The organism is Paraburkholderia sp. BR10872 (genome assembly GCF_040965835.1).
Taxonomy (GTDB): Bacteria; Pseudomonadota; Gammaproteobacteria; order Burkholderiales; family Burkholderiaceae; genus Paraburkholderia; species Paraburkholderia nodosa_A.
In genome coordinates, this window is sequence record NZ_JBFRCN010000005.1 from 108,710 (window position 1) to 135,238 (window position 26,529).

The following is a 26,529-nucleotide window of genomic DNA, read 5'->3' on the forward strand; positions in this document are numbered from 1 at the left end:
CATGCTCATGCTCATACTCATACTCATACGAACCCCGCCGGCTAGTATCCGCCGTAACCCACCGCCCGGCCCGCTGCGGCCGCCTGCGTACTCGGCAGGATCAGGTTGATGACGCGGCTCCACTTCACGAGCGCCGACGCGTCGACGAACACGACATCGTTCGGCTGCAACTCGAACTCGTCGGCCGTGGCCATGGCTTCCGGCGACGACGCGTCGAGGTGGAAGACCTGACGGTGTCCCTCCTTCTGCCCGCGCACGACGTACACCTGCGAGGCGTCGCCCGAACCCTGGCTGACGCCGCCTGCGTTGCCTAGCGCGTCGTTCAGCGAGAGGTGGCCGTTATCGAACGGCAAGGGCCCCGGGTGTCCGACTTCGCCGAGCACGAACACGCGGCTTTCGTTCGCCGAATACACGCGCACGAGGTCGCCGTTCTGCAGCAGGATCTTGTCCGGGTTCACGCCCTTCTTGATCATGTCGGGAATGTTCACCATGGTCGTCTTGTCGCCGCGCGTGACGCTAACCCGCGAGCGGTCGCCGTTCGCCGTGAAGCCGCCCGCGCGGTTGATCGCCTCGGGCAGCGACATCGTCATGTCGTTGAGCACCATGAGACCGGGCGTGCGCACTTCGCCGTCCACGTATACGCGCCGGCTGCGGTACGACTCGATGCGCAGCGTCACCTGGGGTTTGTTCAGGTAGTAGGCGAGCTTCTTCGACACGAGGTCGCGGGCTTGCATCTCGGTGAGCCCCGCCACGTGGATCGGACCCACGTACGCCACCTGGATCGCACCCGACGAGTCGACGGTATAGCCCGACTGCACCTGACTCGCGCTCTGGTCCTGCTGCCCGCTGCCACCGCCGCCGCCGCCGTTCGTCGGCAGATTCATCTCGGGGTGATCCCACACGACGATGCTCAGCACGTCGCCGGGCCCGAGCGTGTAGGGCTTGGGCGTGCCGAACAGCGTCTCGACGTTTGGCGGGACATTCGACGGTCTCGCTGCGGCTTCCTTCGCGACCAGTTCGTTGTTGATCTCGATGAGCGCGCCTGGCGGCGGTTGATCACCCTTTCCGCCTGAGCGCGCGGCGTCGGTCGCGGCCTTCGCCTGCGTGACGCTCGATGGCGCCTGCATGCCAGGCGAGAGCGCGCAGCCCGCCAGCAGGGCCGCAGCCGTCACCATGGTCGCCATCGCCGCCAGGGCCGCCCGTGCGCGGCCCGCCGATAATCTGCGCAAACTGCGCGCGGGCTGCTTCACAGGCTGCGCCGCGGTTACGTCGACGGTCTCGCCGCCCGAACAATCAGGTCTGCTGTTTAACATAGTGTTGCCCCCTTACTCACAGGATTCGCACATCGCCACGAAAGTGCAACGCGGGTTCATCGTTCGACTCGTTATGACGCTTCAGCTGCGTTGCTTCGTCACCCCTGCCAATCCCTACCATTTCCGCTATCTGAATTTGATGCCGCTTTTTTCAATTTATTCAGCCTGTTCCGCGGGCTCGCCCTGCGCCATGGCGCTCATCGGGCGCCCTGGGCGAAATCGCGCGCCAGCGTGTAAAGGATGTTCCTGCAACAAGCCCAGCAGCGAGCGCACCATGCCATCCATCGCGAAGCGTGCGTCGAACGTGCGCCGGGCCTGAGCGCGCATCGCGTCGCGCGCGCGCTCGTCGAGCGCCCGCCATGAGGCAAAGTTGCGCTGCGTGCCGGCGACCGTGTCGGGCGCGACGAACCCCGCGCCGTCCTCGTCGATCTCGCGCCAGACGCCGACCTTGTCCGAAACCAGTGCGGGCAGTCCGCACGCCAGCGCCTCCGCCACGGAAACGCCGAAGTTCTCCTGGTGCGACGGCAGCACGAACACGTCGCTAGCAAAAAACGCGCCCCACTTCAGGTTGCCCTGCAGCATGCCCGGCCAGCTGATGCGATGCGCGATGCCGTGCGACTGCGCGATCGCCTGCAGCGCGGGTTGCCAGTTACCCTTGTCGGGCCCCGCGATCAACAGATGCGCATCCGGCGTTTCGCGCGCATGTTCGGCGAACGCGTGAACGAGCACGTCGCAACCCTTCTTCGGGTGCAGACGCCCGAGAAACAGGACGATGCGCTTGTTGCGCAAATGCGGCGACTCCTGCAGGAAGGCTTCGCGCAACGTGTCCGGGTCCTCGTTGGGCGCATTGGTGCCGAACGGCACGACGCGCTCATTGGCGCGGTACAGCCAGAACGATTCGCGCGCAAGCAGGCGTTCTTCGTCGGTCGTGAAGATCACGGCGCAGGCGTCGCGCAGCACGCGGAAATCGGCCCATGGCCAGTACGCCCACTTCTTCAGATGCTTGACCGGATAGGTGGCCTTGAACCACGGATCGAGCATGCCGTGCGTGTACACGTAATACGGCACCTGCGCGTGGCGCAGCGCGCGCCACGCGCCGAAGCCGTGGTATTGCCAGAGCCCGTGCACGATCGCCGCGTCGAAGCGCGTCGCGTTCGCGCGCAGCCACGACACGTAGCCGGGGCAGTATCCGTAGTGCCCGCGGCCCGGCCCCAGCGCGTGCAGCGGGAGCGGAAATTCGCGCACATAGGGCGCGTCGATCGGATCGAGCGACGCCACTTCGATCTGGTGATCGAGCGCCGTCATCGCGAGACCGCTCTGGCGAACGCCCTCAATCGGGCCGCCCGAGCGGGGGTCGACCGTGGAAACGAGGTGCAGGATTTTCATCGGGGCTCCGGAGTCGCATACGTGTTGAGCGGCACCGGCGCCGCCGCGGGCGCCGTGGGTTGGAAGGCAGGTTCGCGCCCGTAGGACGGATGCAGGCGCTGGCGCTTGCGTTGAAGGTCAATGCGGTAATGAAGCTGCGAATACAGCGCGACGATGAGCCCGAGCGCGAGGCCGTACACGAGGCCCGAGAAACGCGTGCCGAGCGGATTGCCGCCGATCGACGCGCCCGGCAGCGCGGCGAGCACGAGCAGCGCCATGCTGAGCGGCATGAGCATCGGGTGACGCGGCGCGATGCGGCGCCAGCGTCTGAACGCGCGGCCCGCGACGATGAGCGCGACGATCACCGCAAGCGGCATGCAGCCTCCGAACACGATACCTTCGGCGTAGAGCTGGTAGACCCAGAAGTTGTGGCCCGCCACCCAGTCGCTGGTGTTGAAGTAATCGTCCTTGCTGAAGGTCTGGTTCACGTACTGGTAGTAAATCGGCGAGTAGCGGTAGAGGTGCCCATAACCCTTGCCGAACAGGACCGAATCCACCGACTCGGTGACCTGGTCGTACTGGTCGCGCATCTCCGCAATACGCGTGACCGTGGTCGGATCGCGGTCGGACTCCGCGTTCTGCGCGGCCGTCACGCGCTGCGTCCAGTGTTCGGTGATGGACGGGAAGAGCCACGCCGTTCCCACGCCCAGCGCGACAACGAACGAAAGCGCGATGCCCGTGCGGAAAAACGATTTGATCAGATGACTGAGCGACGGCGAGGCGAGCCACGCCGCAAACATGGCGAGCAGGATGGTCGCGATCAGCAAACTACGCGTGACGCTCAACAATTCGACGACGAGCGTGGCGAGGAACACGAGTACCATCGTCATGTTGAAGCGCCGGGCGACGATGAACTGGTGCAGCAGCATGGCCTGCAGCGCGAGCATGGTCGGCGAGACGATGCGAAACCGAATGTCGGCCAGCGGCCCGCCGACTGCCAGCAAGCCGAAGAAGAAGGTAAACACGAGGCCCATCACCATCGCGTAATAAAGCGCACGCTGCATCTGCATGACGCGCATGATGTGCCACGGGCGGCACATGGCCCAGTACCCGAGCGCGAACAGCAGGAACGGCAGCATCACGCGCAGGTACTGCCCGACAGGATTGTGCTGCAGCATTTGCGCAATGAGACTGCCGACGAGGCTGGCGACGAGCGCGCCCGTCACGAACGAGCGCAGCCGCGTCGGACGCGCGAAGCGCGGGCCGATCAACGCGAGAATGAGCGCGCCAGCCAGGGCCGGAACGACGGCCAGCCATTGCGCGCTGTGGCCGAACTGGGAGTCCGGTGCCTTATAGTCGAAAGCAAGAGGCACGAGGCACACCCAGAGCCAGAGTGCAGCATGTTTGTTTCGCATCGGCGTTTCTCCCGGTGCGGTGCATAGGGTCGCATACGTTGCGCAAAATACATGCGCGCCGCACGCGTTGGCTCGACTCAATATAAAACGCCGCAAGTGGCTTGCGCATGCGCGTGGCGGGAACCGGCAGGGTTGTGGCGGCAGGAAAAAAATTCTGATTTCAAGTGTGGTTTCGCCCACACACCTGGCCGACAAGGAAGGGAACTTGGCGCACACTGCACGGCGCCTGTGTCCATGATGGGGCCGGCAGGAGTAAATTTTTCATCGTCTGCCTTGCGTAAGAATCCAGCATGGACGTAGCGAGGGAAGGGTCATGAAGCTGCTACACGGAGTGCGACTGTCGACGAAAGGGCGTTCCGTCGAGCTCGACTTCGTGCGTGGCATCGCGATCTTCGTCGTGATGGGCTATCACTTCCATACGGTGCACACGGGCCATCCCTGGGTGAAAGTGCTCGAGTATCCGCTGAAGAGCTTCGGCCACGAAGGCGTCAATCTATTCTTCACACTAAGCGGCTTCCTGGTGGGCGGGCTGTTGTTGCGCCAATATTCGCAAACGGGCCGCATAGGCGCGCGCCGCTTCATCGTGCGACGGATCTTCAAGATCTGGCCCGCGTATTACGCGCTGATTTTCTTTCACCTGCTTGCCGGCCGCCATCGGTCCGATACGTTCCTCTGGCAGAACCTCACCCACATGCAGAATTACTTCGGCACGTCCATCGCGCAAACGTGGAGCCTCGCTGTCGAAGAGCACTTCTATTTGTTCCTGCCCGCGCTCCTGATCCTGCTCGCGCACTTCCGGCTGCGCGCGAATGCGCTGATCGCCGTGATGGCCAGCCTCTGCGTAGTCGTCCTCAGCGCGCGTTGCATTGCGGTATCCCATGGCGACCTCGTTGGGGCGTTCAACTACACGCAGTACCGCATGGACAGCCTGCTCGTCGGCGTCATTCTCGCGACCGTCTACTGGATGAAGCCCGATCTCTGGCGCCTGCTCGTCGCGAAGAAGCGCTGGCTGTTCGGCGTGGTGGGGCTGCTGCTCGCCTGGCTCATCTTCGCGACGCCCGACGTCGCGCTGGACGAGAGCGTGGGCTACACGATACAGGCCGTGGGCTTTTGCGCGCTCATCATGCTCGTGCTCGAACATTCGGGCGGATTGCGCACGACGTGGGTGTATCGCGGGCTCGCGTGGCTCGGCGTGTACTCCTATGGCATCTACCTCTGGCACTCGCTCGCGCTCGCGCCCGGCGACTATCTGATCCACAAGGCAAGCGCGCTCGGTGTGCCGCCGCTCGCCGCCTGGCCAGTCGTGATCGTCGCGCAGTTCTTCATCGCCTCGGTGCTGGGCTATCTCACCACGCGAGCCGTCGAGTTCCCGTTCCTGCGTCTGCGCGACGCGATGTTCCCCGACATGCGCGGAGCCATCCCCGCCGAGCGGCCCGACACGAGCGCGGCCGACAACAAGGTCGAAGGCATTGCGTGACCCTTCGTGACTGGATCGGACTGATTCGGGTTGCTCAATATTTAACGGCGTTCCTGCGAGCGTTCACGCCATCGCGGCCTGAAGCGTGCGCTTGAACTGCTCGAGCGTATTGCACGAAAGGAGGTGTTCGCCGGTGGGCTGCACGGCGTTCGCACCTGCGCGCCAACGCTCGGCGAGTACATCGAGCGCGCGTGCGATCGTGGCCGGCTCGAGGTCGTCGAGCAATGGGCCGAGCGCGCCGTCGCGGCAATACCAGCCGATCAGGCCGTCAGCGCTCGCCACCACGGGCTTGCGGAAGCGGTACGCCTGCACCAGCACGCCGCTCATGCCGTAGTGCTGCTTGTAGCCGAGCCACACGGCGTCGCAGGCGGAAAAGAGTTCGCGCTCCATCTCGTCGGAGATGAACTGGTTGAAGATCACCGGCGCGCTCGCGAGCCGCGGTGCGTGAGCGTCGATGAACGCGCGCGTTTCGTCGTCCTGCTGGCCCGCGATCACGAGGCACGGCGCGTCGGGCTTGTGCTCGAGCGCGAGCATCAGTTCGCGAATGCCCTTGCGTTCGCCGATCGCGCCGTACACGAGCAGATAGCGCGTATGCGCGCCGAGCTTCAGCTGCTCGCGCGCGAACACGGGGTCCATCGCTTCGATTTCGGGAAACGGATCGGCCAGGTAGCTGAGCGGCGCCGCGCGCTGCGGCTTCGTGGTCGCGAACCAGTCGGGCAGCGTCGGGTCGATCGTGAAGAGTTCGCGCAGCCCGCGCGAGCGCATGGCACGGCGAAACAGCGCCGACTTGGCCAGGTCGACGAAGCGTCGGCGCGGCGTGCGCAGGCCGATGCGCGCCTGATGAAACGTCATGCCCATGACGATCGCGATCCACGGCGTCTCGCCGAATGGCGAGTCGAACCCCGCGAGCGTGTAGAAGAAGTAGTCGGCGTAGGGCGCGATGACGAGCCGCACGTGCATCGTTTTGCTCACCTCACGCAACGCGCGCGCATAGAAGTTGCGAAAGCGCATGTACACGCTCGCGGCGAAATGCGGGCCAGGCGGAACCGTATGCAGGTCGAGCAGCACGAGGCGCAGATCGGGCCGCGCTTCGCGCACGATGCGCTGCGCGAGCGGATGGTCCGCGTACTCGTTATCAGTCACGACGAGGCAGCGGTGCCCGGCTTCCACGCACGCCTGCGCGATCCACTCGACGTAGCGCCAGCGGTGGCCCGTGAAGTTCGGCTCGATGACGGCGATCCATTCGCCGCCAACCGACGCACGGGTATCCGCAGGCGCGGACGTCACGAGTGTGTCGGCCTCGACGTCGCACAGTGCGGCGGAGTCCGGGCTGTTAGGGGCGGCATTGCGATATCTGGCGATCGACACGTTTTCCATGCGGGCGGCCCGATGAGCATTATTACGAACAAAATAGCAGCGGTGCGCAAGCGCCATGCGCCAGATTGCGGGGCAGAGTGGCCGAAAAAACCTGGGGATATGCCGATTGCCTGAAAATTCGTGAATTGCTGTCGCGCGCATTGGCTTTCCATGAGAGGCCGCCCCGCGGTTGGCCTCCCCACGGTTGGCCGTCCCACGGTTGGCCGCCCCACGGATGGGCGCCCCGTCTGATTCCACCTGGTAGATGGCGCGTCGTCTACGCCGCCGCACGGTAAGGTCCAGAACGGGTGGCAAAAACGCGTTCCCAAACATGTTTAAAGGAACTGGGAAAAGGGGCGAAAGCTCCGACTCAGAGATCGACAACAGGAGAGGTATTTTGCGCGTAATGCGGCTGCCAGCCATACCGATCAAGGCCGGCTTCGGACCCGGCGCAGCAACCTGGGTGTTGCTGCAGCAGGTCGTCGTGCGCGGCCTCGTGGCCGTCAAGTTCCTCGTGATCGGGCGCATTCTTGGGCCGTCCGCAATCGGTCTCGCGAGCGTCGCGTTGCTCGCGGTCGCGATTGCCGAAGCGCTCTCCGATACCGGCCTCGCGCAGGCCGTCATACAGGGCCAGTCGCCGCCCACGCGCGCGGAGGCCGGCGCCGTCTGGACCACGCTTGCCACGCGGGGCCTGCTGATCGGTTTGCTGCTCGTCGCGAGCGCGCCGCTCATGGACGCGCAGTTCCACCTGGGCGGCGCGATCGGCCTCGTGCAACTCGCCGCGCTGCTCCCGCTCCTGCGCGGACTCGCCTCGCCCGCGTATTTCATCACGCAGCGCGAGCGCCACTTCCAGCATATTGCGGCGATCGAAATTTCCTCCTCGTGTCTCGACTGCGCTTTCGGCATCGGGCTCGCACTCGCGGGGGCGGGTCCGTACTCGCTCTTGCTCGGCATGATGATCGGCGAGGCCTTCAAGAGTGTCGTCACGTGGATCGCGCTCTCGCCGCGTCCGCCGATCCGGCTGCGCTGGTCGGGCATCGGCCATTACGTGGGCTTCAGCCGCTGGATCTGGGCGAGCAGCGTGATCATTCTCATCACCAACCAGTTCGACAAGGTGGTGGTGGGCAAGCTGCTCGGGCCGACGCAGCTGGGCGCCTGGCAGATGTCCTCGAAGCTCGCGCAAATGCTGCTCGCCGACGCCGCGCTCGCTCTGTCGCAGTATCTTTTCCCCACGTTCGCCGCGCATCATCGCGGCGGTCCGCAATCGGCCGCGCGGCTTTTTCGTCTCTATCTCATGGTCGCCGTGGCGGGGCTGGCGTGCGTGGTGATCGTACTGCGCTTCGCCGCCGAGCCGCTCTTTTCGCTCGTGCTCGGCGCCGCGTGGCTGTCGGCCGTGCCGCTCTTTCGCATCTTCGTCATCAACATGGCGATCAGCGCGCTGAACTCGGTGCTCGCTTCGTATCTGCGCGCGGTTGGCGACGCGCGCGCCGTCACGGTGGCGTCGCTGCTCCAGGTCGTGGCGCTTGTCCTGTCCGTGCCGCCTTCGTTGCACCTGTGGGGTGTGACGGGCGTTGCATGGTCGATGACCGTCGGGCTGACCTCGTGTGCGGCATGGATGCTGTATCGCGTCTCGCGGCAGATATAAGCCTGAGCGCAGAGGGACTCAAGCGGGATTCAGGCGCGCAGCGCCGCTTCGACGATCTCGGCGAGCTGATGTCCGAGCGTAGGCGAGTTGAGCTGGCAGTACACCGCGTGCGCGGCGGTCGCGGCTGCGCGCATTTCGTCGGGCGGCATGGACCAGATGCGCCGCAGCGTGGCGGCAAGCGCTCCTTTGCCGCCGTCGCGCGCGAAGAAAAAGCCGCTGCGGCCGTCCTCGACATAACCCGGCTCCGGGCCCATGTGCAGCGGCAGCCGGTCGTGCACGATGGGCGGCAGGCTCAACGCGAACATGTGCACGACGCTCAAGCCCGCCGAGCCGGGATAGCAGCCCACGCGGCAGCGCCGGCTGATGGTCGCGATGGCGTCGTCGTCGAACACCGCGCCATACCAGACCACGTAGCTGCGATCGCGGTACTTGCGTTTCAGGCGCTCGCCGTGTTCGCCGTCGCCGATCACGTGGAGCGTGATGTCGTTGCCATCGGCATGAAGCTGCCCGACCACGTCGATGAGCGGTTCGATCTCCGACCCTTCGCGCAGCCTGCCGATGAAGAGGACGCCGCTCTCGGCGCCCGTCTTGGTGGCAGGCTCCACGCCGCACGAGACCGTGAGGGCATTGTTCGCGACAACGAGCTTGGCGAGCGGGCAGCCGATGGCGACGAGCGAGCGCCGTGAAGCCTCGGTATAGCAGACGTAGCGCACGGCGAGCGCGACCGCGAGGCGGTAGCAGACCGTGCGCACGAGCCCTGCGCTCTCGTGCCGGTAGAGCCCCTGGCCGTGAATGAGCACAGGCACGCGCATGACGCGTCCGGCGAGGAGCGCGAACCACAGCGACAGATAGCGAACGTCTGCAAAGATCAGGACTGCATCGGGACGTTCGAAAACGATGCGGCTCAGCACGCGGCTTTGCACGCGAATCCGCCGCGAGGGCAGGCCCGCGAAACTCGCGATATGCGTTTCGACGAATTCGTCGCACTCGGGCTTCTCACGCGAAAAGCCGTTGGCCTCCACGCCCTCGGAGCACGCGAACACCTTGACGGAGAAAAGACGGTTGAGCGACTCGATGACTTCGATGCGATAGCGCGCGATCAACGGCTGCACGTAGAAGACCACGGGGCGTTTGAGCCGCGCGCCGGATTCGGTTTCGCAAACGGTTGTCCCGGAAGAGATGATCTCGTGTTCCACTGGCTGGCTCTGACGTGTCGACGCAGTCATGTTGAGAGGATCTTTCCGGTGGAGCGGGTTAGTCGGTCATATTTGCGCGGATCTCTTTTAGCAGTTGTAGGCGAGTCTTATCAAAAGAGGAATCCGAAAATTGCTATTGGACGAATTTACCGGGGGGGTGCTGCGCTATGGGTGATGCGTAATCGATAAATGCGCAGAAATAGTGCAATAAATGCGGTTTTTATTAACGGAAAAAAGAAGCGGTAAAACGTTCGCCCGTACGCGGCCATGCAGACACGGCGCACTGCGCCCCGCATGCGTGCTTGTTCACAAACAGTTGGAATCAGTCGTTGAATAGAGCGTTTCGGACAACTTGAATCCGGCCCGACTGGCGGCGCGAGGGCCTCGTGCTAACCTCGGTTCGAGTCGAAACGACCACCGGAATGCGGAGAAACCGATGACAACGCTCGCTACCGATGATCTCGCGTCTTCCGTGGCCGCGAACGGCGCGAAGGCGCGCATGCGCGTCGCGGTGGTGATCGCGACCAAGGGCCGTCCAACCGCCACCGCATGGGTCGTGCGCCTGCTCGCGCGGCAAACCCTGCGGCCGGATCAGATTATCCTTTCGGGCAGCAGCGCAGACGACATCGGACCTTACGATGCCAACGGTCTGCGCGTGGACGAAATCATCGGTACGGCGGGTTCGAGCGTGCAGCGCAATCGCGCGCTCGACGCGCTTGCGCCGGACATCGACATCGTGATTTTCCTCGACGACGACTTCGCGCCCGAGTGTCACTGGATCGAGTTGTGCGTGGAGCTGTTCGAGAGCGACGCGAATCTCGTGGGCGTCTCGGGCCGCACGCTGCGCGACGGCGCGAACACGCAACCGATCGCATGGGAAGAAGCCAGCGCGCTCGTGGATGGCGCGCAAGCCGAAGTGATGCGGCGTCCGCCGCTGCGGCCCTGCGTGGAACTGTATGGCTGCAACATGGCGTGCCGCGCGCAGGCCATCGCCGATCTGCGCTTCGACGAGCGTCTCGTGCTGTACGGCTGGCTGGAAGACAAGGACTTCTCGCGGCGCCTCGCGCGCCGTGGCGGGCTCGTGTACTGCGACTATCTGCTCGGCGTGCACCTCGGGCTGCGAGGCGGGCGCGTTTCGGGTCGCCGTTTCGGCTATTCGCAGGTGGTCAACGCGATGTACCTGTGCAACAAGGGCGTGATGTCGCGCAAGGAAGCGACCAGCAACATCCTGCGTGCGCTCAGCATGAACTGCGTGAAGTCGGTGCGCCCGGAGGCGCATCTCGACCGGCGCGGCAGGCTCATCGGCAACGTGATCGGGATTGCCGATCTGTGCATCGGCGCGGTGCGGCCCGAGCGCGCAGAGCGGCTTTGATTCACGCGCAGCGCGGCATTAAATGACCGCACCGCGCGCTCCGATGCGTGCGGCGCTCAGTTGCCCGAACCGCGCGCAATGCGACGCTGTTTCACCGCTTGCGCGAGCCCTTCGAGCACGCCCACGCTTTCGTCCCAGCCGATGCACGCATCAGTGATGCTCTGGCCATAGGTCAGCTCGCAGCCTTCCTTCAGGTCCTGGCGGCCCGCCACGAGGTGCGACTCCACCATCACGCCGACGATGCGCTCGTCACCCCCCGCCACCTGGCGGCCGATGTCGGCGCACACCGGAATCTGGTTCTCGTGCTTCTTCGAGCTGTTTGCGTGGCTCGCGTCGATCATGAGTCGCGCGGCGAGACCCGCCTTGCCGATATCGCTGCACGCGGCGTTTACGCTATCCGCGTCGTAGTTCGGCGTCTTGCCGCCGCGCAGAATCACATGGCAGTCCTCATTGCCCGCGGTCGAGACGATAGCCGAGTGGCCGCCCTTCGTCACCGAGAGGAAATGGTGCGGCTGCGAGGCGGCCTTGATCGCGTCCACGGCGATCTTCACGTTGCCGTCCGTGCCGTTCTTGAAGCCGACCGGGCACGACAGACCAGAAGCCAGCTCGCGGTGCACCTGCGATTCCGTTGTGCGCGCACCGATCGCGCCCCACGAGATGAGGTCGGCGATGTACTGCGGGCTGATCATGTCGAGGTATTCGGTGCCGGCGGGCAGGCCCAGCTCGTTGATCGAGACGAGCAATTCGCGCGCGGTGCGCAGACCGTCGTTGATCTTGAAGCTGTTGTCGAGGAACGGGTCGTTGATGAGGCCCTTCCAGCCCACCGTCGTGCGCGGCTTCTCGAAGTACACGCGCATCACGATTTCGAGCTCGTTCTTGAAGCGCTTGCGCTCTTCGACGAGCTTCTTCGCGTAGTCGACCGCGGCCTTCGTGTCGTGAATCGAGCACGGCCCGATGATGACGATCAGGCGGTCGTCCATGCCGTGCAGGATGCGGTGCATGGCGCGGCGCGATTCGAAGATCAGCGTGGAGGCCGCTTCCGAGCAGGGGAATTCGCGGATCAGGTGAGCGGGCGGCGTGAGTTCCTTGAGTTCGCGAATGCGGACATCGTCGGTGTTGTGCGGGGGCATGGTCGTTTTCTCCTGATCCTGTGCGTAGCGTGCGTCGTTCGGACGGTGCTTCAAATTCGGTTAGATGAAGGTGCGGCTCGCAACTGTTGTCGAAACTGCGGGGCGAAAAAAAACCGCCAGGCTTGGCTGGCGGTTTCTCGTGTGTTCGGGGTCCTGCGCGTACTATCAACCCTCTCGATCCGCCAGCGGTCTGAGATACCAAAAGAAGTAAAAATAAAACTTCGTGGCGAACATGGCGGTCTTGTCTGAACGTTCGTTACGTCGAAAGGGTGATTGCCTTTATAACCCGGCCTTCTCGGGGCTGGCAAGCAGGGTGAGGTGAAAAAGCGGACTATCTGCGCAAAAAATGATTCATGTGCAGAAAAACCGCACGGCGATGCGGAATTCCCGCATCACCGTGCATGGAATGCGCGCAGGCCAAGCGCTTAAACCGTGCCGCCGACCGTCATGCGGTCGATGCGCAGCGTCGGCTGACCCACGCCCACCGGCACGCTCTGACCCTCCTTGCCGCACACGCCCACGCCCGAATCGAGGCGCATGTCGTTGCCGATCATGCTCACGTACTTGAGCGATTCCGGGCCGCTGCCAATGAGCGTCGCGCCCTTCACGGGGTAGGTGATCTTGCCGTTTTCGATCATGTAGGCTTCGGAGGCCGAGAACACGAACTTGCCGTTCGTGATGTCCACCTGACCGCCGCCGAAATTCACGGCATACAGACCGTTCTTCACCGAGCCGATGATTTCCTGCGGGTCCTTGTCGCCGTTGAGCATGTACGTGTTGGTCATGCGCGGCATGGGCAGCGCGGCGTACGACTCGCGGCGAGCGTTGCCCGTCACGGGCATCTTCATGAGGCGCGCGTTCAGCGAGTCCTGAATGTAGCCCTTGAGAATGCCGTCCTCGATCAGCGTCGTGCACTGCGTGGGGTTGCCTTCGTCGTCGATATTGAGCGAGCCGCGGCGGTTGGGCAGCGTGCCGTCGTCGACCACGGTCACGCCCTTCGCGGCTACCCGCTCGCCAATGCGCCCGGCGAACGCCGACGAGCCCTTGCGGTTGAAGTCGCCTTCGAGGCCGTGGCCGATCGCCTCGTGCAGCAGCACGCCGGGCCAGCCCGGGCCGAGCACGACGGTCATCGCGCCGGCGGGTGCCGGGCGCGCTTCGAGGTTCACGAGCGCAGCATGCACGGCGTCGTCCACGTACTTCGACAGGAGGTCGTCGGTGAAATAGCCATAGTCGTAGCGGCCGCCGCCGCCGCCGTTGCCGATCTCGCGGCGGCCGTTCTGCTCGGCGATCACCGTGACCGAGACACGCACGAGCGGGCGGATGTCGGCGGCGAGCGCACCGTCGCTGCGGGCCACGAGCACCACGTCGTACTCGCCCGCGAGCGCGGCCATGACTTGCGTGATGCGCGGATCGCGCCCGCGCGCCATCTCTTCGATGCGCTCGAGCAGCTTCACTTTTTCGGTCGCGTCGAGCGAGCTCAACGGGTCGGAGGGCAGGTACAGATCGCGGCCCGCAATGCCCGTGAGCGACTTCGCCACCTGGATCTTCTGCTTGCCGCCGCCCGCCTTGGCGATCGAGCGCGTGGCGATGGCGGCCTGGCGGATCGCTTCGGGCGAGAGGTCGTCGGAGTAGGCGAAAGCGGTGCGCTCGCCGGATACGGCGCGCACCCCGACGCCCTGGTCGATGCTGAAGCTGCCCGACTTGACGATGCCTTCCTCGAGGCTCCAGGCCTCGCTGCGCGTGGTCTGGAAGTAGAGATCGGCGTAGTCGATGCGATGCGTGAAGATCTCGCCGAGCGTGCGCGTGAGCACTGCCTCGTCGAGGCCGTAGGGCGTGAGGAGCAGGTCCTTCGCGGTCGCCAGATTGCGGATGCCGGGTTCGATGATGTTCATGCGCTCTGTGGGATCAACGATAAAGTCTGTCAATGGAGATTCGGGCGCGGTGCTGCGAAATCAAGCGCCTTAAACGGAGAACTCGCGTGGAATTCGATGGGGTTCATTCGCGGGGCCAGTCGTCGCGTGCGTTGCATGCGTTACGCGCGTCATGCGCAGTCGAGCACGCGGTGACGCCACGCCGGAAGGCTCGCGCGCACGCTGGCGATGCGCTCGAGGTCGATGTCGCCGGCCACCACGCCCGGGCCTTCGTCGCGCACGTCGACGATCTCGCCCCACGGGTCGACCAGCATGCTGTGGCCCCATGTGCGGCGGCCGTTCTCGTGCGTGCCGCCTTGCGCCGCGGCGAGCACGTAGCACTGGTTCTCGATCGCGCGGGCGCGCAGCAGGAGCTGCCAGTGGGCGCGGCCGGTGGTGTAAGTGAACGCTGAAGGCACGACCATCAGTGCGCAGTCTCCCATGCGCCGGTACAGCTCGGGAAAGCGCAGATCGTAGCAGACCGACAGGCCGACACGGCCAAACGGCGCCTCGAACGTGCGCACCTCGGCGCCGGGCCGGATCGTGCGCGCTTCATCGAACGATTCGGCGCCTTTTTCGAAATTGAAGAGGTGGATCTTGTCGTAACGCGCGCGCTCCTCGCCGCTCGGGTCGAACACGAGCGTGGTATTGAGCACACGGGTTTCCTCGGGCGCATTCAGCGGCAACGTGCCGCCGATCACCCACACGTCATGGCGCCTTGCGGCATCGGCGAGAAAACGCTGAATGGGGCCGTCGCCGTGGGGCTCGCGAATCGCCAGTTTGTCGCTGTCCTTGTGACCCATGAAGCAGAAATATTCGGGCAGCAACACGAGGCGCGCGCCCGCGGCGGCGGCTTCGGCGATCAACTGGTCCGCTTCGGCGAGATTGCGATCGCGCTCGGGCGTGCTGACCATCTGCAGCGCGGCGACGCGAAACGGGTCGAGGGGGGGAGCGCTCATCGGCAGATCTTGATTGGGTTCGGGATGCATGGCGCGCATACCGCGTGCCCACGACGCGGCGCACCTGGCGGCAACTCAGTGCGCAATTCAGTGCACTGCGGCCGGCGCCTGCGCGTCCATCTTACCCTGATCGCCATGCAGCCGCTCGATGTGCGGTTTGGCCCACGGGCCCGTAATCGCGAAGTCCATCGCGAAGGCGTGCTCGAGCGTTTGCGAGAGCACGACGTCGCCGATCAGCGCGCCGAGGCCGAAGAGCGGATTGATGATGGCCGCCGCGACCACGCCCGCGCCCGCGCTGACCGTCGGCACCACGTGCACGTGCAGGTCCTGGGTTTCGTGCGCGAGGTCGACGCTGCCCGCCATCGTCGCGCGCCCGGGGGCGGTGACGAGCTTGAAATCGTGGGTGCTGCCAATGCCGTTCTGGATCTGCGCGGTGGCCGTCGCGCTCGTGAAGGGCAGGCCCTCGCCGATGACGTCGCGGAAGTCCGTCGTGAGGAAGCGCGCGAGGCTTTGCAGGCTCAGCACGCCGAGCAGCCTTGCCACGCCCGGATCGACCTTGAGGATCTGGCCGTGTCGCAGGTCAAGGGTGAGGTTGCCGTTGAGCGACGGGAAGTCGATGCGCGTGGGGCCGCCTTGCCATTCCAGGTTGCCCGCGAGCGTGCCCGAGCCGTTCTTGAGCACATGTGGCCGGCCGGCGCGTTGGAGCAGGGCGCCGGCGTCCTTGATGTCGAGATGGAAATCGAGCGCCGTGCGGCGCGCCGTTTGCATGCCGGCTGCGGCCGAATCCTCGCTGGCTGCCGTGTCGCCCACCGCGCGCCAGTTTTCCGTGGCGGTGAGGTGCGCGTCCGGGTTGCTGATGTCGAGCTGGTCGAGCTGCCAGACCGGCACGCCGTTGTCGTCGAAGTTGTGCGCGTTGACCTGGAGACGGCCGAGGTCGCGATCGCGCACGATGAGCTGGTTCACGACGAGGTCGATCGACGGCATGTTCTGCGCGGGCTGCGACATCGCCTGGCCGAGCAGGTCGTTTTCGGTGGCAGCGGGCACGGTGAGGCGCGCGAGCCGCGCTTCGAGCGTGCCCGGTGCGCCCGGCACGGCGCCCGGCTTCCACGAGACGTGGCCCGAGACCTGGTTGGAGGCGACGTTGGCCTGCCATTCGTTGCCGCGCTCGCCGGTGCGCGATGCGCCGAGCACGACGTTCTCCCAGTGGCGCTTGAGCAGCGTGAGCGTGCCGACGTGGACCGCGAAGCGCGAAGGCAGGAACTGGCCGACCGCGCCGTTGGGGGCGAGCGGTGACGAGGCGGCGGTTGGCGCGGCCGCCGTGGTGGCCGTGGTGGCCGATGCCGGGCTTTGCGGCGCGGCAGCCGCGGCGCTGGGCACGGCAGATTCGGAAGTTGCGCCCGGGGCCGCGTCTTGATTTTGAGCCATCCGCTCGGCCGCTCTTTCTGCGGCGGTTCGCGGCGGGGGAACCGCCGCCCGCGCGCCGCTTGCCGCCGCGCTCGCAGGCGTCGCGCCCTGGGCCTGGGCCGCCGCGGTCCCGCGCAACTGCTGCACCACGGCGCGCCAGGCGTCGGCGTCGAAGGTGGGCAGGTCGACGGCGGCGGCCACGCCTTCCGAGGGTAGATCGGCCGGGCGGTTCATGCCGATCGCGCCGCGCACGACTTCCGGTACGTGACCCGGATGGCGGCGCATCACGTAGCGCGCGGCAAGCGGCCCGAGTGTGAGTTCTGCGTGTTCGAAGGCGGCGTCGTCAGCCCTGGCATCGGCGCCGACGGCGGATTCGGCGGGCGTGCCCGTGCCCGGCTGCAATTCGAAGTTCAGCGGCATCGGTGTGCCGGCGGCCTTGCCGAACGGCGCGGGCAGGTCGAGCGCGAGACCGGTGAGATCGGCGTTCGCCTTCACGTCGGGCAGGCGCCCGCGCTGGCCGGCTACCGAAAGCGAGTAGGGCGCAGCGCCCGACAGGCGCCCGAGCGCCGCCGCCGCCATGCCATGCAGGTTCAGCCCGCGCGCCGCATCGACCGCGACGTCGCCGGCCACGTCCACCTTATAGTGCCCGTCGTCGCGCATACCGCCGCTCGCGCGCAGATCGCCGCCGAGAAAGCGCGCCGTGAGCCGGTCGACATTGGCGCTGTGGTTCGTGAAGCGCACCTGCCCGGTGAGTTTCGAGACCGGCGGCACGTTCTTCGCGGTGAGCGTGTTGTTCTCGAAGCCGATGGCGCCCGCGAGCAGCACCTTCGGCATCGGATGGCGCGGGATCGTGAGCTTGAGTGCGAGCGTGGACTGCCCTTGCGCACGCACCTTGGCGGTGGCGTGCTTCGACATGTAGCCGATCGAGCTGTTGTCCGCGTAGTCGAGCAGGTCCGCGAGCGGCCCGCGCCCGCTGCCCTCGATCACGATATCGGAGCCCTTGATGCCCAGTTCCTCGATGCGCCCGCTCACGTTGCGCAGCACGAAGTTGCGGTAGTGGCCGCGATCGACGTCGAAGCGCAGCTTGTTCTCATGCAGCTTGAACACGCCGTCGATGCCGTCGAACGCCGGCCAGACGTTCGGTGCGCCGTTGCGCATCGTGCGCGGCGGGAACGGCGACGGGTCGAAGCGGCCGCCCGTGAACGGCGCGACGATGCGGAACTGGCCCGCGTCGGGGTCGCGCGAGTAGGGGAATTTGGTGAGGTCGCCGTGGATCTCGATCGTCGCACCCTTCGACAGGCCTGCCTGCAGGCCGTGGCCGAGATAGATGCGCGTCTTCTCGCTGATGGCGGTGGGCAGGTAACGCGGGATGGCCTTGACCCTGGCCTCATCGAAATGCGCGACGAGGTCGAGCGAGCCGCGTCCCTTGCCGGGGTTCGTGTAGTGCGCGGTCATCTTCGCGCGCGCGTCGGCGTTCTCGATGCCCAGGTTCGCGACATCGACGGTGAATGCCTTGAGCCGGTTGCCGGGCTCGCGCTCAGCGGCCACGGTCCATCTGGCCGCGCCCGAGAGCCGGTCGAACGTGAGGCGGGGATTGTCGAACACGCCAGGCAGCGTGATGGCGACGCTGTTCGTGTCGAGGTCGATGGTGCCGTGCGATTCGTCGGCATCGATGTGCCCCCAGAGATTCTCGACCCCCGGCAGGCCCGCGCGCGGGTGGCCGCGCGGCGTGAGGCCCGGCCCCGGCTCCTGCGCATTCATGCTGATGCCCTGCAGGTCGCCCTTGAAGCGATAGTGGGTGACCGGCTCGACGCTGGTGGAGCGCTGCTCGGCAGCCGCTTCACCCGACTCGGGCTTCGCGCGCTCGAGGGATAGGTCGTAGTTCGCCACCAGCCCGCGCGGGTCGAAGCGCACGAGCGCGCCCTGCACGCGACCGGGTAGCGGCAGCGCGCGCATGAACTCGGCGAGGATGCCGAGATCGATGCGGTCGCCGCGCACGCTCATGAGCTGGCCGTGCTGGAGCGTTTGCTGGCGAAAGCGCGCATCGAGCGTCGTGAGCGCGAGCGAGCGCGTGAGCGGCGTGCCGTCGTCGAGCGGCGGCTGGCCCAGTTCCGCGTGCAAGTCGCGCAGCTTGAGCGCGTAGTCGTCGGGCTGGATGCCCAGGCTCCAGTGGAAGCTCGCGACCGGCATGTCGAGCAGCGGCTGCGTGGGCCGCGTGCGCAACGAAACGTTTGCGCCTTCCAGCGCGCCGCTCGCCTCGAGGATGCGTCCGTTCGAGAAGTGCGCCCAGATCGAGTTGTCGATGCGCCCCGCGTAGGTAGCGATCGGGAAGTTGATGTAGCGCGCGAGCGTGGGCAGATCGACGGGGCCGGTCGAGAGATAGGTGTCGCCCGTCCAGCTGATCGGCTTGCCGGCCTGTGCGTAGCGCGCGTGCGTGAAGTGCGCGCGGAAGTCGAGCGGGCCGTGCAGCACGGTGCCCTCGGCCGGCGCCTGGAGCGCGACGCGATGATCGTACCCGTCGTTGAGGATCGCGAGGCGGATGTGCGAGAACGCGAGGTCGGGCACGTCGCGCGTGGCGTCGTGCCAGCGCAGCGTGCCGCCGCGCAGCACGACGGCCTGCTGGCGCATGAGCCACGTCGTGAAGGTGGCGTTGCCCGTGTGTGCGGTGGGCACCGGCACGCCCGCCACGGTGAGCGTGCCGTCGTCCTCGCGCGCGATGTGCACGTCGGGCTGCTCGACCACGATGCTCGAGAGCAGCGGTTCGAACAGCACGACCGAGCGCCACGACACCGAGGCCGTGGCGTGCGGCACGTCGAGCGCGATGTTGCCGTGGCGGTCGCGAATCGTCAGATCAGTGACGTCGATGCCGGGCTGGAAGCCCGACCAGTGCGGCGCGAGCTTGCCGATGCGCAATTCGGCGTGAATCTTCGAGGAGACGAGCTGCTCGATGCGCGGACGCAAGTTGTCCACGTATGGCAGCACGACGTAGCGCAGACCGAGCAGCAGGACAGAGACAAGGAAATACAGGACGAGCGCGATGATCGCCAGCACGCGCAGTGTGTGGCGCAGGACCGGATGATGATGGTGCGGACCCCCTGGCTCGGTAGCCTGGCTGGCATGTCCAGATTGGGGTAGGCCGGCGTGATCGTTTCGCTCGGACATGCTGCGGCGGGTGGGGTATGGTAGCGTTGCGTTCTAACGACGAAATGTATCACAGAGGGCCGTCAGAAGGCCCATCCGGGGAAGCCGGGATGGCCGCTCGGCGCGTGACACGCATGATTTTTTGCACTGCAGTGGCGGCTATGCCGGACGCATCGGCGAGACGGACCGCGAGAGCCGGTGGGCGGTGCGCGCGTGGCGCGGGGCGAACCCTCTCGGTCGAACCGTCGAGATCGGCATCGTCGCATCGACACCGTCATCAACCCAGGCGCGCGCAGCGACACAACAGCGAACAGCGACACAACAGCGAACAGCGACACAACAGCGAACAGCGACACAACAGCGAACAGCGACACAACAGCGAACAGCGACACAACAGCGAACAGCGAGCCTTCCCGGCAAGCAGCACTTCATGACTGACATCCCTCTTCTGAGTTCCAGCTATTCCCGCTATGCAGCACGGGCTTACGCCGCGCGCCCTGGCCTCGCGGCGCAGGTCGAGGCGCTGGCCGTGGCACCGCTCTCGCGCGAACGCATCGTCGCGCGGCTCGACGCGTTGAGCGGGGAACTGCTCGCCGAAGCAAACGCCGCACCTGGCGCAGCGCTCAACGACGAGCAGTTGAAGAAGGTCCTGCGCCAGTTGCGCGTGGAAGTGATCTGCGCGGTGATGGAGCGCGATCTCGGCGGCGTGGCCGACGTCGCCGAAGTGACCGGCAGCATGACCGATCTCGCCGAAGTCACGATCCAGCGCGCGCTCGCCTGCGTGAGCGCCGACCTCGAGACGCTCTTCGGCGAGCCGCGCGGCCCGGGCGGCGAGCGCCTCACGCTCGGCGTGGTGGGGATGGGCAAGCTGGGCGGACGCGAGCTGAACGTTTCGTCCGACATCGACCTGATCTTCGTCTACGAGGACGACGGCGAAACCACGGGAGGCCAGCGCTCGCCCATCGCCACGCAGGACTTCTTCACGCGCGTGGGCAAACGCCTGATCGCCGCGCTCTCCGACGTGACGGCCGATGGCTTCGTGTTTCGCGTGGACATGCGTCTGCGCCCGAACGGCGACTCCGGGCCGCTCGTGTGCAGCCTCGGCATGCTCGAAGAGTACTTCTACGTGCAGGGCCGCGAGTGGGAGCGCTATGCGTGGATCAAGGGGCGGCTCGTTTCCGGGGACGAGAGCGACAGCGCGCTGCGTCTTGCCCGTCAGCTCGATTCGCTCGTGAAGCCATTTGTCTACCGGCGCTACCTGGATTTCGGCGTGATCAGCGCAATCCGCTCGCTGCACTTGCAGATTCGCCAGGAAGCGCAGCGGCGCGCCATGATGCGCCCCGACAAGGCCGACGACATCAAGCTCGGGCGCGGCGGGATTCGTGAGATCGAGTTCAGCGCCCAGGTGTTCCAGCTCATTCGCGGCGGCCAGGATGCGGGTTTCCGCGTGCGCCCGACGCTCGCGGTGCTCGGCTACGCCGCCGCGCGTGGACTGATCGCGCCGGAGGTGTGCGGCGAGCTCGCGCGCGCCTACAACTTTCTGCGCGACCTCGAGCATCGCCTGCAATACCGCGACGACGCGCAAACGCACGCCATGCCTGTCGACGCCGAGGAGCGCGCGGCGCTCGCGAAGTCGATGGGCTTTGCCGACTATGCCGCGCTGATGACGACGCTCGACGGCCACCGCGACAACGTCGAGCGCCAGTTCGTGCAGATTTTCTCCGACAAGATGGGCGGCGAGGGCGGCTGCGGCGCCTCGGAAGACGGCGCGGCGGCATGGGTCTGGAGCGGTGCGCTCATGGAAGAGGGCGCCGAAGACTCGTTGCTCGAACGTCTCACGGAACTGGGTATCGACGACCCGGCGCCGCTGCTCGCGCGCCTGCGCGGACTCTGGCAGTCGGCGCGTTACGCGGGGCTGCCCGAGAAGAGCCGCGAGCGCTTCGACAGCGTCGCGCAGCGCGCGCTCGAAGCTGCACGCACGCTCGAGCCGCGCGAGCGCCGCGGCGACACGCTCGCGCGCATGTTCGACCTGCTCGAAGCCGTGATCCGGCGCGGCGCGTATCTCGCGCTGCTCTGCGAATATCCGGATGCGCTCAGCCGCGTGCTCAAGGTGCTGGGCGGCTCTCGCTGGGCGGCGGGCTATCTGATCCGCCATCCGCAACTGCTCGACGAACTGCTCGACGACGAGGCAGTTGCATCGCCCTTCGACTGGCCTGAATTCTCGCGTCTGTTGCGCGCACGGCTCGCCGCTGCCGCCGACGTCGAACAGCAGATGGACCTGCTGCGTCACGCGCACCAGGCCGAGGTGTTCCGCATCCTGCTCAACGACCTGGCGGGGCGGCTATCGGTGGAGCACGTGAGCGACCGGCTCTCGGAGCTTGCCGACGCCGTGCTCGGCGTGACCATCGAGACCGTCTGGAAGCAGTTCGCCAAACGCCATCGCGAGGTGCCGCGCTTCGCGGCGATCGCCTACGGCAAGCTGGGCGGCAAGGAGCTGGGCTACGCGTCGGACCTCGACATCATCTTTCTGTACGAAGACGAGGACGAGCGCGCCTCGGAGATCTACGCGACCTTCGCGCGCCGCCTCATCACGTGGCTCACCACGGCCACCGGCGCGGGCACGTTGTTCGACGTCGATCTGCGCCTGCGGCCGAACGGCGAGTCCGGGCTGCTCGTGACCGACCTCGATGCGTTCCGCCGCTACCAGCTGCGCGAGGGCGACGCCGCGAACACGGCGTGGGTCTGGGAGCACCAGGCACTCACGCGTGCGCGCTTCTCGGCCGGGGACGTGGCGATCGGCAGCGCCTTCGAGGCGATCCGCGTGCAGGTGCTGACCACGCCGCGCGACGCCGCGCCGCTCGCGAAGGAAATCGTGGAGATGCGCCAGCGCGTGGAAGATGGCCACCCGAACCGCACCGAACTCTTCGACCTGAAGCATGACCGCGGCGGCATGGTGGACATCGAGTTTCTCGTGCAGTACTGGGTGCTGCTGCATGCGGCGCAGGACCCCGAGCTGATCCGCAACACGGGCAACATCGCGTTGCTGCGCGAGGTGTCGCGCTTCGGGCTCATGAGCGAGGAGGAGGCCGAGACGATAGGCTCCGCGTACCGGCTGTATCGCAAGCTGCAGCATCAGTTGCGGCTCGACGGTATGGAGAAGGCGCGTGTCGATCCGGCGCGTGTGGAGCGCGAGCGCGAGGCCGTGCTGGCGTTGTGGAAGCGTGTGTTCGGGAAGCGCGGGGAGGCTTAGGGCCGCAGCAAAAGCCTGGCCAGAACGTCCTTCAGGTCTCTGCGGGTGTCGACGATCAAATGGATATAGATCATCGGATCGTCAATCTCGTAGATGATGCGGTTCATGCCGCTTACTATCTGCCAATAGTTCGTAGAGCCCAGTTCCGCGAGCTCAGGAGGAACGTGCCCATTTCGGGGAAATGCCTCGAGTTGTTCAATATCGTCGCGAATCTTCGCCGATGTTTCATGCCAGGCCTTCGGGCCGAATTTGGCGATCACGTGACGTCGAATGTCTTGCATGTCGGTCCGCGCCGACTGGAGGAAGACGGCCTTCATGCAATACCGTCGTCCTTGTCCATCTGCTCCAGTTCAGTGAAAACATCGCTCGCCGGAATGTAGCGACCGGCTTCGATGTCCTTGCGCCCCAGCGTCAGAATCTTCAGAAGTGCTAACGTTTGTTGCATATCCTCGTAGGATTGTGCGTCCTGTACGACGACCCGGGCTTCACCGTTCTGGGTGATCAGCATCGGCTCGCCACTTTCCGTAATCTCGCGGACGATCTCAGCGGCGTGGCTCTTCAGGTAGCTAATGGGCTTCACCTGGCTGGGCTTCATCTCCGTTCTCGGGCTGGCATGTCATTAGGTCTAAATATAGACCTAAATTCGGACTGATTGGAGGCAATATTTAGGGTTGTATCAACGAGGCAGGGAAGCTCAAGCGGCCAGCATCTCCTTCGCATGCCGCCTGGTCGTCGCGGTAATCTCCAGGCCGCCCAGCATGCGCGCGACTTCCTCCACCCGGCCGCCCCTGTCGAGCGGCGTGACGGCCGAGACCGTGCCGCCGTTGCCGTCGCCGGACTTCGCCACCTGGAAGTGGTGATCGCCGCGCGCCGCGACCTGCGGCAAGTGCGTCACGCACAGCACCTGGCGCGCGCGACCGAGCTGGTGCAGCAAACGTCCCACCACTTCGGCGACTGCACCGCCAATGCCCGTATCCACTTCGTCGAAGATCAGCGTGGGCGTGGGGCTCGCCGCGCTCGCGATCACGGCAAGCGCGAGGCTGATGCGTGCGAGTTCGCCGCCGGAGGCGATTTTCGCGAGCGGGCGCAGCGGCACGCCGGCATGGCCCGCCACGCGGAATTCGATCTGCTCCAGACCGTGCGCGCCGCCGATCGGCTCGCCGGTCGAGCTGCTGCCGAGCGCCACGAGCGCGACTTCGAAGCTACCGCCGGCCATCGACAGTTCCTGCATACCTTGCGTGACCGCCGAGCCGAGCGCCTTCGCCGCCTTGGCGCGCGCCTTCGAGAGCTGGCGTGCCTGCACGAGATAGGCTTCCTGCGCCTTCTGCTCGGCGGCGCGCAGGCCGTCGAGATCGGATGCGGCATCGAGTGCCGCGAGCTGCTGGCGGCGCGACGCGTGTTCCTCAGGTAGCGTTTCGGCCGGCAGGCGGAACTTGCGCGCCGTCGAATGCAGCGCGTCGAGGCGCCGTTCGACCTGCGCGAGATGTTGCGGATCGAGATCGAGGCGTTGCGCGTAGTGCGAGAGCGAGTACGCCGCTTCCTGGATCTGGATCGCGGCCGGTTCGAGCGCGGCGAGGGCGTCGTTGAGTTCGGCGTCGACTTCGGCGAGGGAGCGCAGCTTCGAGACGATCGAGTTCAGCTGCGAGAGCATCGCCTCATCGGATTCCGATAACGCCGCGAGCGCGCCTTGTACGCCTTCGATCAGGTTGGCCGAGTTCGAAAGCCGCACGTGCTCCGCGTTCACGTCTTCCCATTCGCCCGGCTGCGGCGCGAGCTTGTCGAGCTCGGCGAGCTGCCACGCGAGGCGCTCGCGCTCGAGTTGCAGCTCGCGGTCGCGCGACATGGCGCTCTGCAGGGCGAGACGCGCGTCGCGTGCCTCGCGCCACGCGCGCGTGACGGTGGCGGCGAGATCCGTGAGGCCCGCGTGCGTGTCGAACAGTTCGCGCTGCGCATCGGGGCGCATGAGCAGTTGGTGAGCATGCTGGCCGTGGATGTCCACGAGCATTTCGCCCAGCTCGCGCAGTTGCGCGAGCGTGGCGGGCGTCCCGTTGATGAAGGCACGCGAGCGCCCGCCGCTGTCCACCACGCGGCGCATCATGACCGTGTGCTCGCCGTCGCCGTTCGTGAGCGCCTGCTCGTCGAGCCAAAGCGCGGCATGCGCGGGCACGTCGAACTCGGCGGTGATGTCGGCGCGGGCCTCGCCGGTGCGCACGACGCTCGCGTCGGCGCGCGTGCCGAGCGTGAGGGCGAGGGCATCGATCAGGATCGACTTGCCCGCGCCGGTTTCGCCGGAAAACACGGTGAAACCGCTATCGAATTCGAGGTCGAGCGCGGCGACGATCACGAAGTCGCGAATCGAGAGATGGCGAAGCATGGCGTCTGGTTCTGCTTTTTTGGGTTGGCTTTGATTACCGTGGGACTGCTGGCTGCATGGCAACGCACCCGCGCGCTTCACGCCAGGACGCGGGTTTAGTCCTCCGGATCGCCCTGCAGCAAGGGGTGCTCGTTCCAATGCAGCTTCTTGCGCAGCGTGCGGTAGTAGCTATAGCCGACCGGGTGCAGGAAGGGCACCGTGTGGCGCGAGCGGCGCACCTCGATCACGTCGTTCAGTTCCAGCGCCGTGAACGACTGCATGTCGAAGTTCACGTTGACGTCGCGGCCCGCCACGATCTGGATGCTCACCTTGCAGTCGTCGGGCAGCACGATCGGGCGGTTCGAGAGCGCATGCGGCGCGATCGGTACGAGCACGATGCCTTGCAGCTGCGGATGCAGGATCGGCCCCTGCGACGAGAGCGCGTAGGCGGTCGAGCCCGTGGGCGTCGCGACGATCAAGCCGTCGGAGCGCTGGTTGTACATGAAGCGGCCATCGACGTTCACGCGCAGTTCGGCCATGCCCGAAAAGCCGCTACGGTTCACGACCACGTCGTTGAAGGCGAGCGCGTGGTAGATCGGGTCGCCGTCGCGGGTGATGCGCGACTCCAGCAGCGAGCGCTCCTCGCGCTCGAACGAGCCCGCGAGCAGTTGCGGCACGACCTCCTGCATCTCGGAGAACGCGATGTCGGTAATGAAGCCGAGCCGCCCGTGGTTGATGCCGATGAGCGGCGTGCGGTAGGGTGCGAGCTGGCGGCCCATGCCGAGCATCGTGCCGTCGCCGCCGAGCACGACGGCCACGTCCGCGCGCGCGCCGATTTCGGACGGCTGCAGCGCGGGATAGCCTTGCGCGCCGATTTCCTCTGCGGTTTGCGCTTCGAACACGACCTCGAAGCCGCGCTTCGAAATGGTCTGGGCGAGCGCCGTCAGCGGCTCGGCAATGCCTGGCGTATTGCTGCGCCCAACGAGCGCAACCGTCTTGAACTGGCTCTGGATCTTCTGGATCTGCATGCCGGCATTACACCATAGTCAGGTCACGAAAAGAACCTGGCGCAAGCCGGGCGCGGCCCGCCAGGCCTTGCGCGCCGCGCCCTCCCGCCCGAAGCCGGTGACACGGCGATGACAACGCGCGATGTGCCAGACGATGTGCCATGCAACATGCCCGGCGGTAACGGCCGAAACCGGGCCGCCCCGCGCTGCGGGCCTGCCAGTCTGGCCCGACCTGG

Annotated in this window: 17 protein-coding genes; 4 read left to right on the forward strand and 13 right to left on the reverse strand. The window is 66.1% G+C overall.

Annotated elements, in window-relative coordinates; all coding sequences use genetic code 11:
• Positions 1-41 precede the first annotated feature (41 nt).
• From AB4Y43_RS06215 to AB4Y43_RS06225, 3 genes are all read right to left on the reverse strand, one after another.
• A complete protein-coding gene (locus AB4Y43_RS06215) occupies positions 42-1,184 on the reverse strand; it encodes a polysaccharide biosynthesis/export family protein (RefSeq protein ID WP_368617040.1) in 1,143 nt (380 codons plus the stop codon).
• Positions 1,185-1,469: 285 nt separating this feature from the next.
• On the reverse strand, positions 1,470-2,699 hold the full coding sequence (locus tag AB4Y43_RS06220; protein WP_368616775.1) for a glycosyltransferase: 1,230 nt from the start codon (positions 2,697-2,699) through the stop codon (positions 1,470-1,472).
• The gene (locus tag AB4Y43_RS06225; RefSeq protein ID WP_069267801.1) at positions 2,696-4,093 is read right to left on the reverse strand and encodes a sulfite exporter TauE/SafE family protein; all 1,398 of its coding nucleotides are present in this window, start codon (positions 4,091-4,093) and stop codon (positions 2,696-2,698) included. The genes AB4Y43_RS06220 and AB4Y43_RS06225 overlap by 4 nt, the downstream gene beginning before the upstream one ends.
• Before the next feature lie 313 nt (positions 4,094-4,406).
• On the opposite strand from AB4Y43_RS06225, the gene AB4Y43_RS06230 reads away from it, so the two are divergent.
• Positions 4,407-5,570 carry an acyltransferase family protein gene (locus AB4Y43_RS06230; RefSeq protein ID WP_368727241.1) on the forward strand — a complete coding sequence of 388 codons (1,164 nt, stop codon included), beginning with the start codon at positions 4,407-4,409 and terminating at the stop codon, positions 5,568-5,570.
• A 63-nt stretch (positions 5,571-5,633) separates the two neighbouring features.
• Here AB4Y43_RS06230 and AB4Y43_RS06235 read toward each other — a convergent pair whose 3' ends face one another.
• Positions 5,634-6,938, reverse strand: a complete 1,305-nt coding sequence (locus AB4Y43_RS06235) for a glycosyltransferase (protein ID WP_368727242.1) — start codon at positions 6,936-6,938, stop codon at positions 5,634-5,636.
• 385 nt (positions 6,939-7,323) lie between these two features.
• Here AB4Y43_RS06235 and AB4Y43_RS06240 point away from each other — a divergent pair, with 385 nt between their 5' ends.
• Positions 7,324-8,571 (forward strand): oligosaccharide flippase family protein, encoded by a 1,248-nt coding sequence (locus AB4Y43_RS06240; protein WP_368727243.1) that lies wholly within the window; start codon positions 7,324-7,326, stop codon positions 8,569-8,571.
• Positions 8,572-8,600: 29 nt separating this feature from the next.
• On the opposite strand, the gene AB4Y43_RS06245 is transcribed toward AB4Y43_RS06240, so the two are convergent.
• Positions 8,601-9,797 carry a glycosyltransferase gene (locus tag AB4Y43_RS06245; RefSeq protein WP_368727244.1) on the reverse strand — a complete coding sequence of 399 codons (1,197 nt, stop codon included), beginning with the start codon at positions 9,795-9,797 and terminating at the stop codon, positions 8,601-8,603.
• Between the two features lie 406 nt (positions 9,798-10,203).
• Here AB4Y43_RS06245 and AB4Y43_RS06250 point away from each other — a divergent pair, with 406 nt between their 5' ends.
• Positions 10,204-11,139 (forward strand): glycosyltransferase family 2 protein, encoded by a 936-nt coding sequence (locus tag AB4Y43_RS06250; protein WP_368727245.1) that lies wholly within the window; start codon positions 10,204-10,206, stop codon positions 11,137-11,139.
• 56 nt (positions 11,140-11,195) lie between these two features.
• Here AB4Y43_RS06250 and aroG read toward each other — a convergent pair whose 3' ends face one another.
• The 4 genes from aroG to AB4Y43_RS06270 all read right to left on the reverse strand — a co-directional run bounded on the left by aroG (position 11,196) and on the right by AB4Y43_RS06270 (position 19,704).
• The gene (aroG, locus tag AB4Y43_RS06255) at positions 11,196-12,269 is read right to left on the reverse strand and encodes a 3-deoxy-7-phosphoheptulonate synthase AroG (protein ID WP_069267830.1); all 1,074 of its coding nucleotides are present in this window, start codon (positions 12,267-12,269) and stop codon (positions 11,196-11,198) included.
• Between the two features lie 425 nt (positions 12,270-12,694).
• Entirely contained in the window at positions 12,695-14,161 is a 1,467-nt protein-coding gene (gene tldD / locus AB4Y43_RS06260) for a metalloprotease TldD (protein ID WP_368616781.1), read from the reverse strand.
• A 149-nt stretch (positions 14,162-14,310) separates the two neighbouring features.
• Positions 14,311-15,138: a carbon-nitrogen hydrolase family protein gene (locus AB4Y43_RS06265; RefSeq protein ID WP_368727246.1), complete on the reverse strand. Its 828-nt coding sequence runs from the start codon at positions 15,136-15,138 to the stop codon at positions 14,311-14,313.
• Between the two features lie 87 nt (positions 15,139-15,225).
• Positions 15,226-19,704, reverse strand: coding sequence for a YhdP family protein (locus AB4Y43_RS06270; protein WP_368727247.1), 4,479 nt, complete (start codon positions 19,702-19,704; stop codon positions 15,226-15,228).
• Positions 19,705-19,888: 184 nt separating this feature from the next.
• Between AB4Y43_RS06270 and glnE the strand changes: the two genes are divergently transcribed.
• The gene (gene glnE, locus AB4Y43_RS06275; RefSeq protein WP_368727290.1) at positions 19,889-22,933 is read left to right on the forward strand and encodes a bifunctional [glutamate--ammonia ligase]-adenylyl-L-tyrosine phosphorylase/[glutamate--ammonia-ligase] adenylyltransferase; all 3,045 of its coding nucleotides are present in this window, start codon (positions 19,889-19,891) and stop codon (positions 22,931-22,933) included.
• Here the strand turns inward: glnE and AB4Y43_RS06280 are convergent.
• The 4 genes from AB4Y43_RS06280 to AB4Y43_RS06295 form a co-directional block, all read right to left on the reverse strand.
• The gene (locus AB4Y43_RS06280) at positions 22,930-23,250 is read right to left on the reverse strand and encodes a type II toxin-antitoxin system RelE/ParE family toxin (protein ID WP_368727248.1); all 321 of its coding nucleotides are present in this window, start codon (positions 23,248-23,250) and stop codon (positions 22,930-22,932) included. The two genes, glnE and AB4Y43_RS06280, sit on opposite strands and share 4 nt — an antisense overlap.
• The gene (locus AB4Y43_RS06285; RefSeq protein ID WP_069267792.1) at positions 23,247-23,528 is read right to left on the reverse strand and encodes a type II toxin-antitoxin system Phd/YefM family antitoxin; all 282 of its coding nucleotides are present in this window, start codon (positions 23,526-23,528) and stop codon (positions 23,247-23,249) included. The genes AB4Y43_RS06280 and AB4Y43_RS06285 overlap by 4 nt, the downstream gene beginning before the upstream one ends.
• 99 nt (positions 23,529-23,627) lie before the next feature.
• Positions 23,628-25,307, reverse strand: coding sequence for a DNA repair protein RecN (gene recN, locus AB4Y43_RS06290; protein WP_368727249.1), 1,680 nt, complete (start codon positions 25,305-25,307; stop codon positions 23,628-23,630).
• Positions 25,308-25,402: 95 nt separating this feature from the next.
• Positions 25,403-26,314 (reverse strand): NAD kinase, encoded by a 912-nt coding sequence (locus AB4Y43_RS06295; RefSeq protein WP_368727250.1) that lies wholly within the window; start codon positions 26,312-26,314, stop codon positions 25,403-25,405.
• Positions 26,315-26,529: the final 215 nt, after the last annotated feature.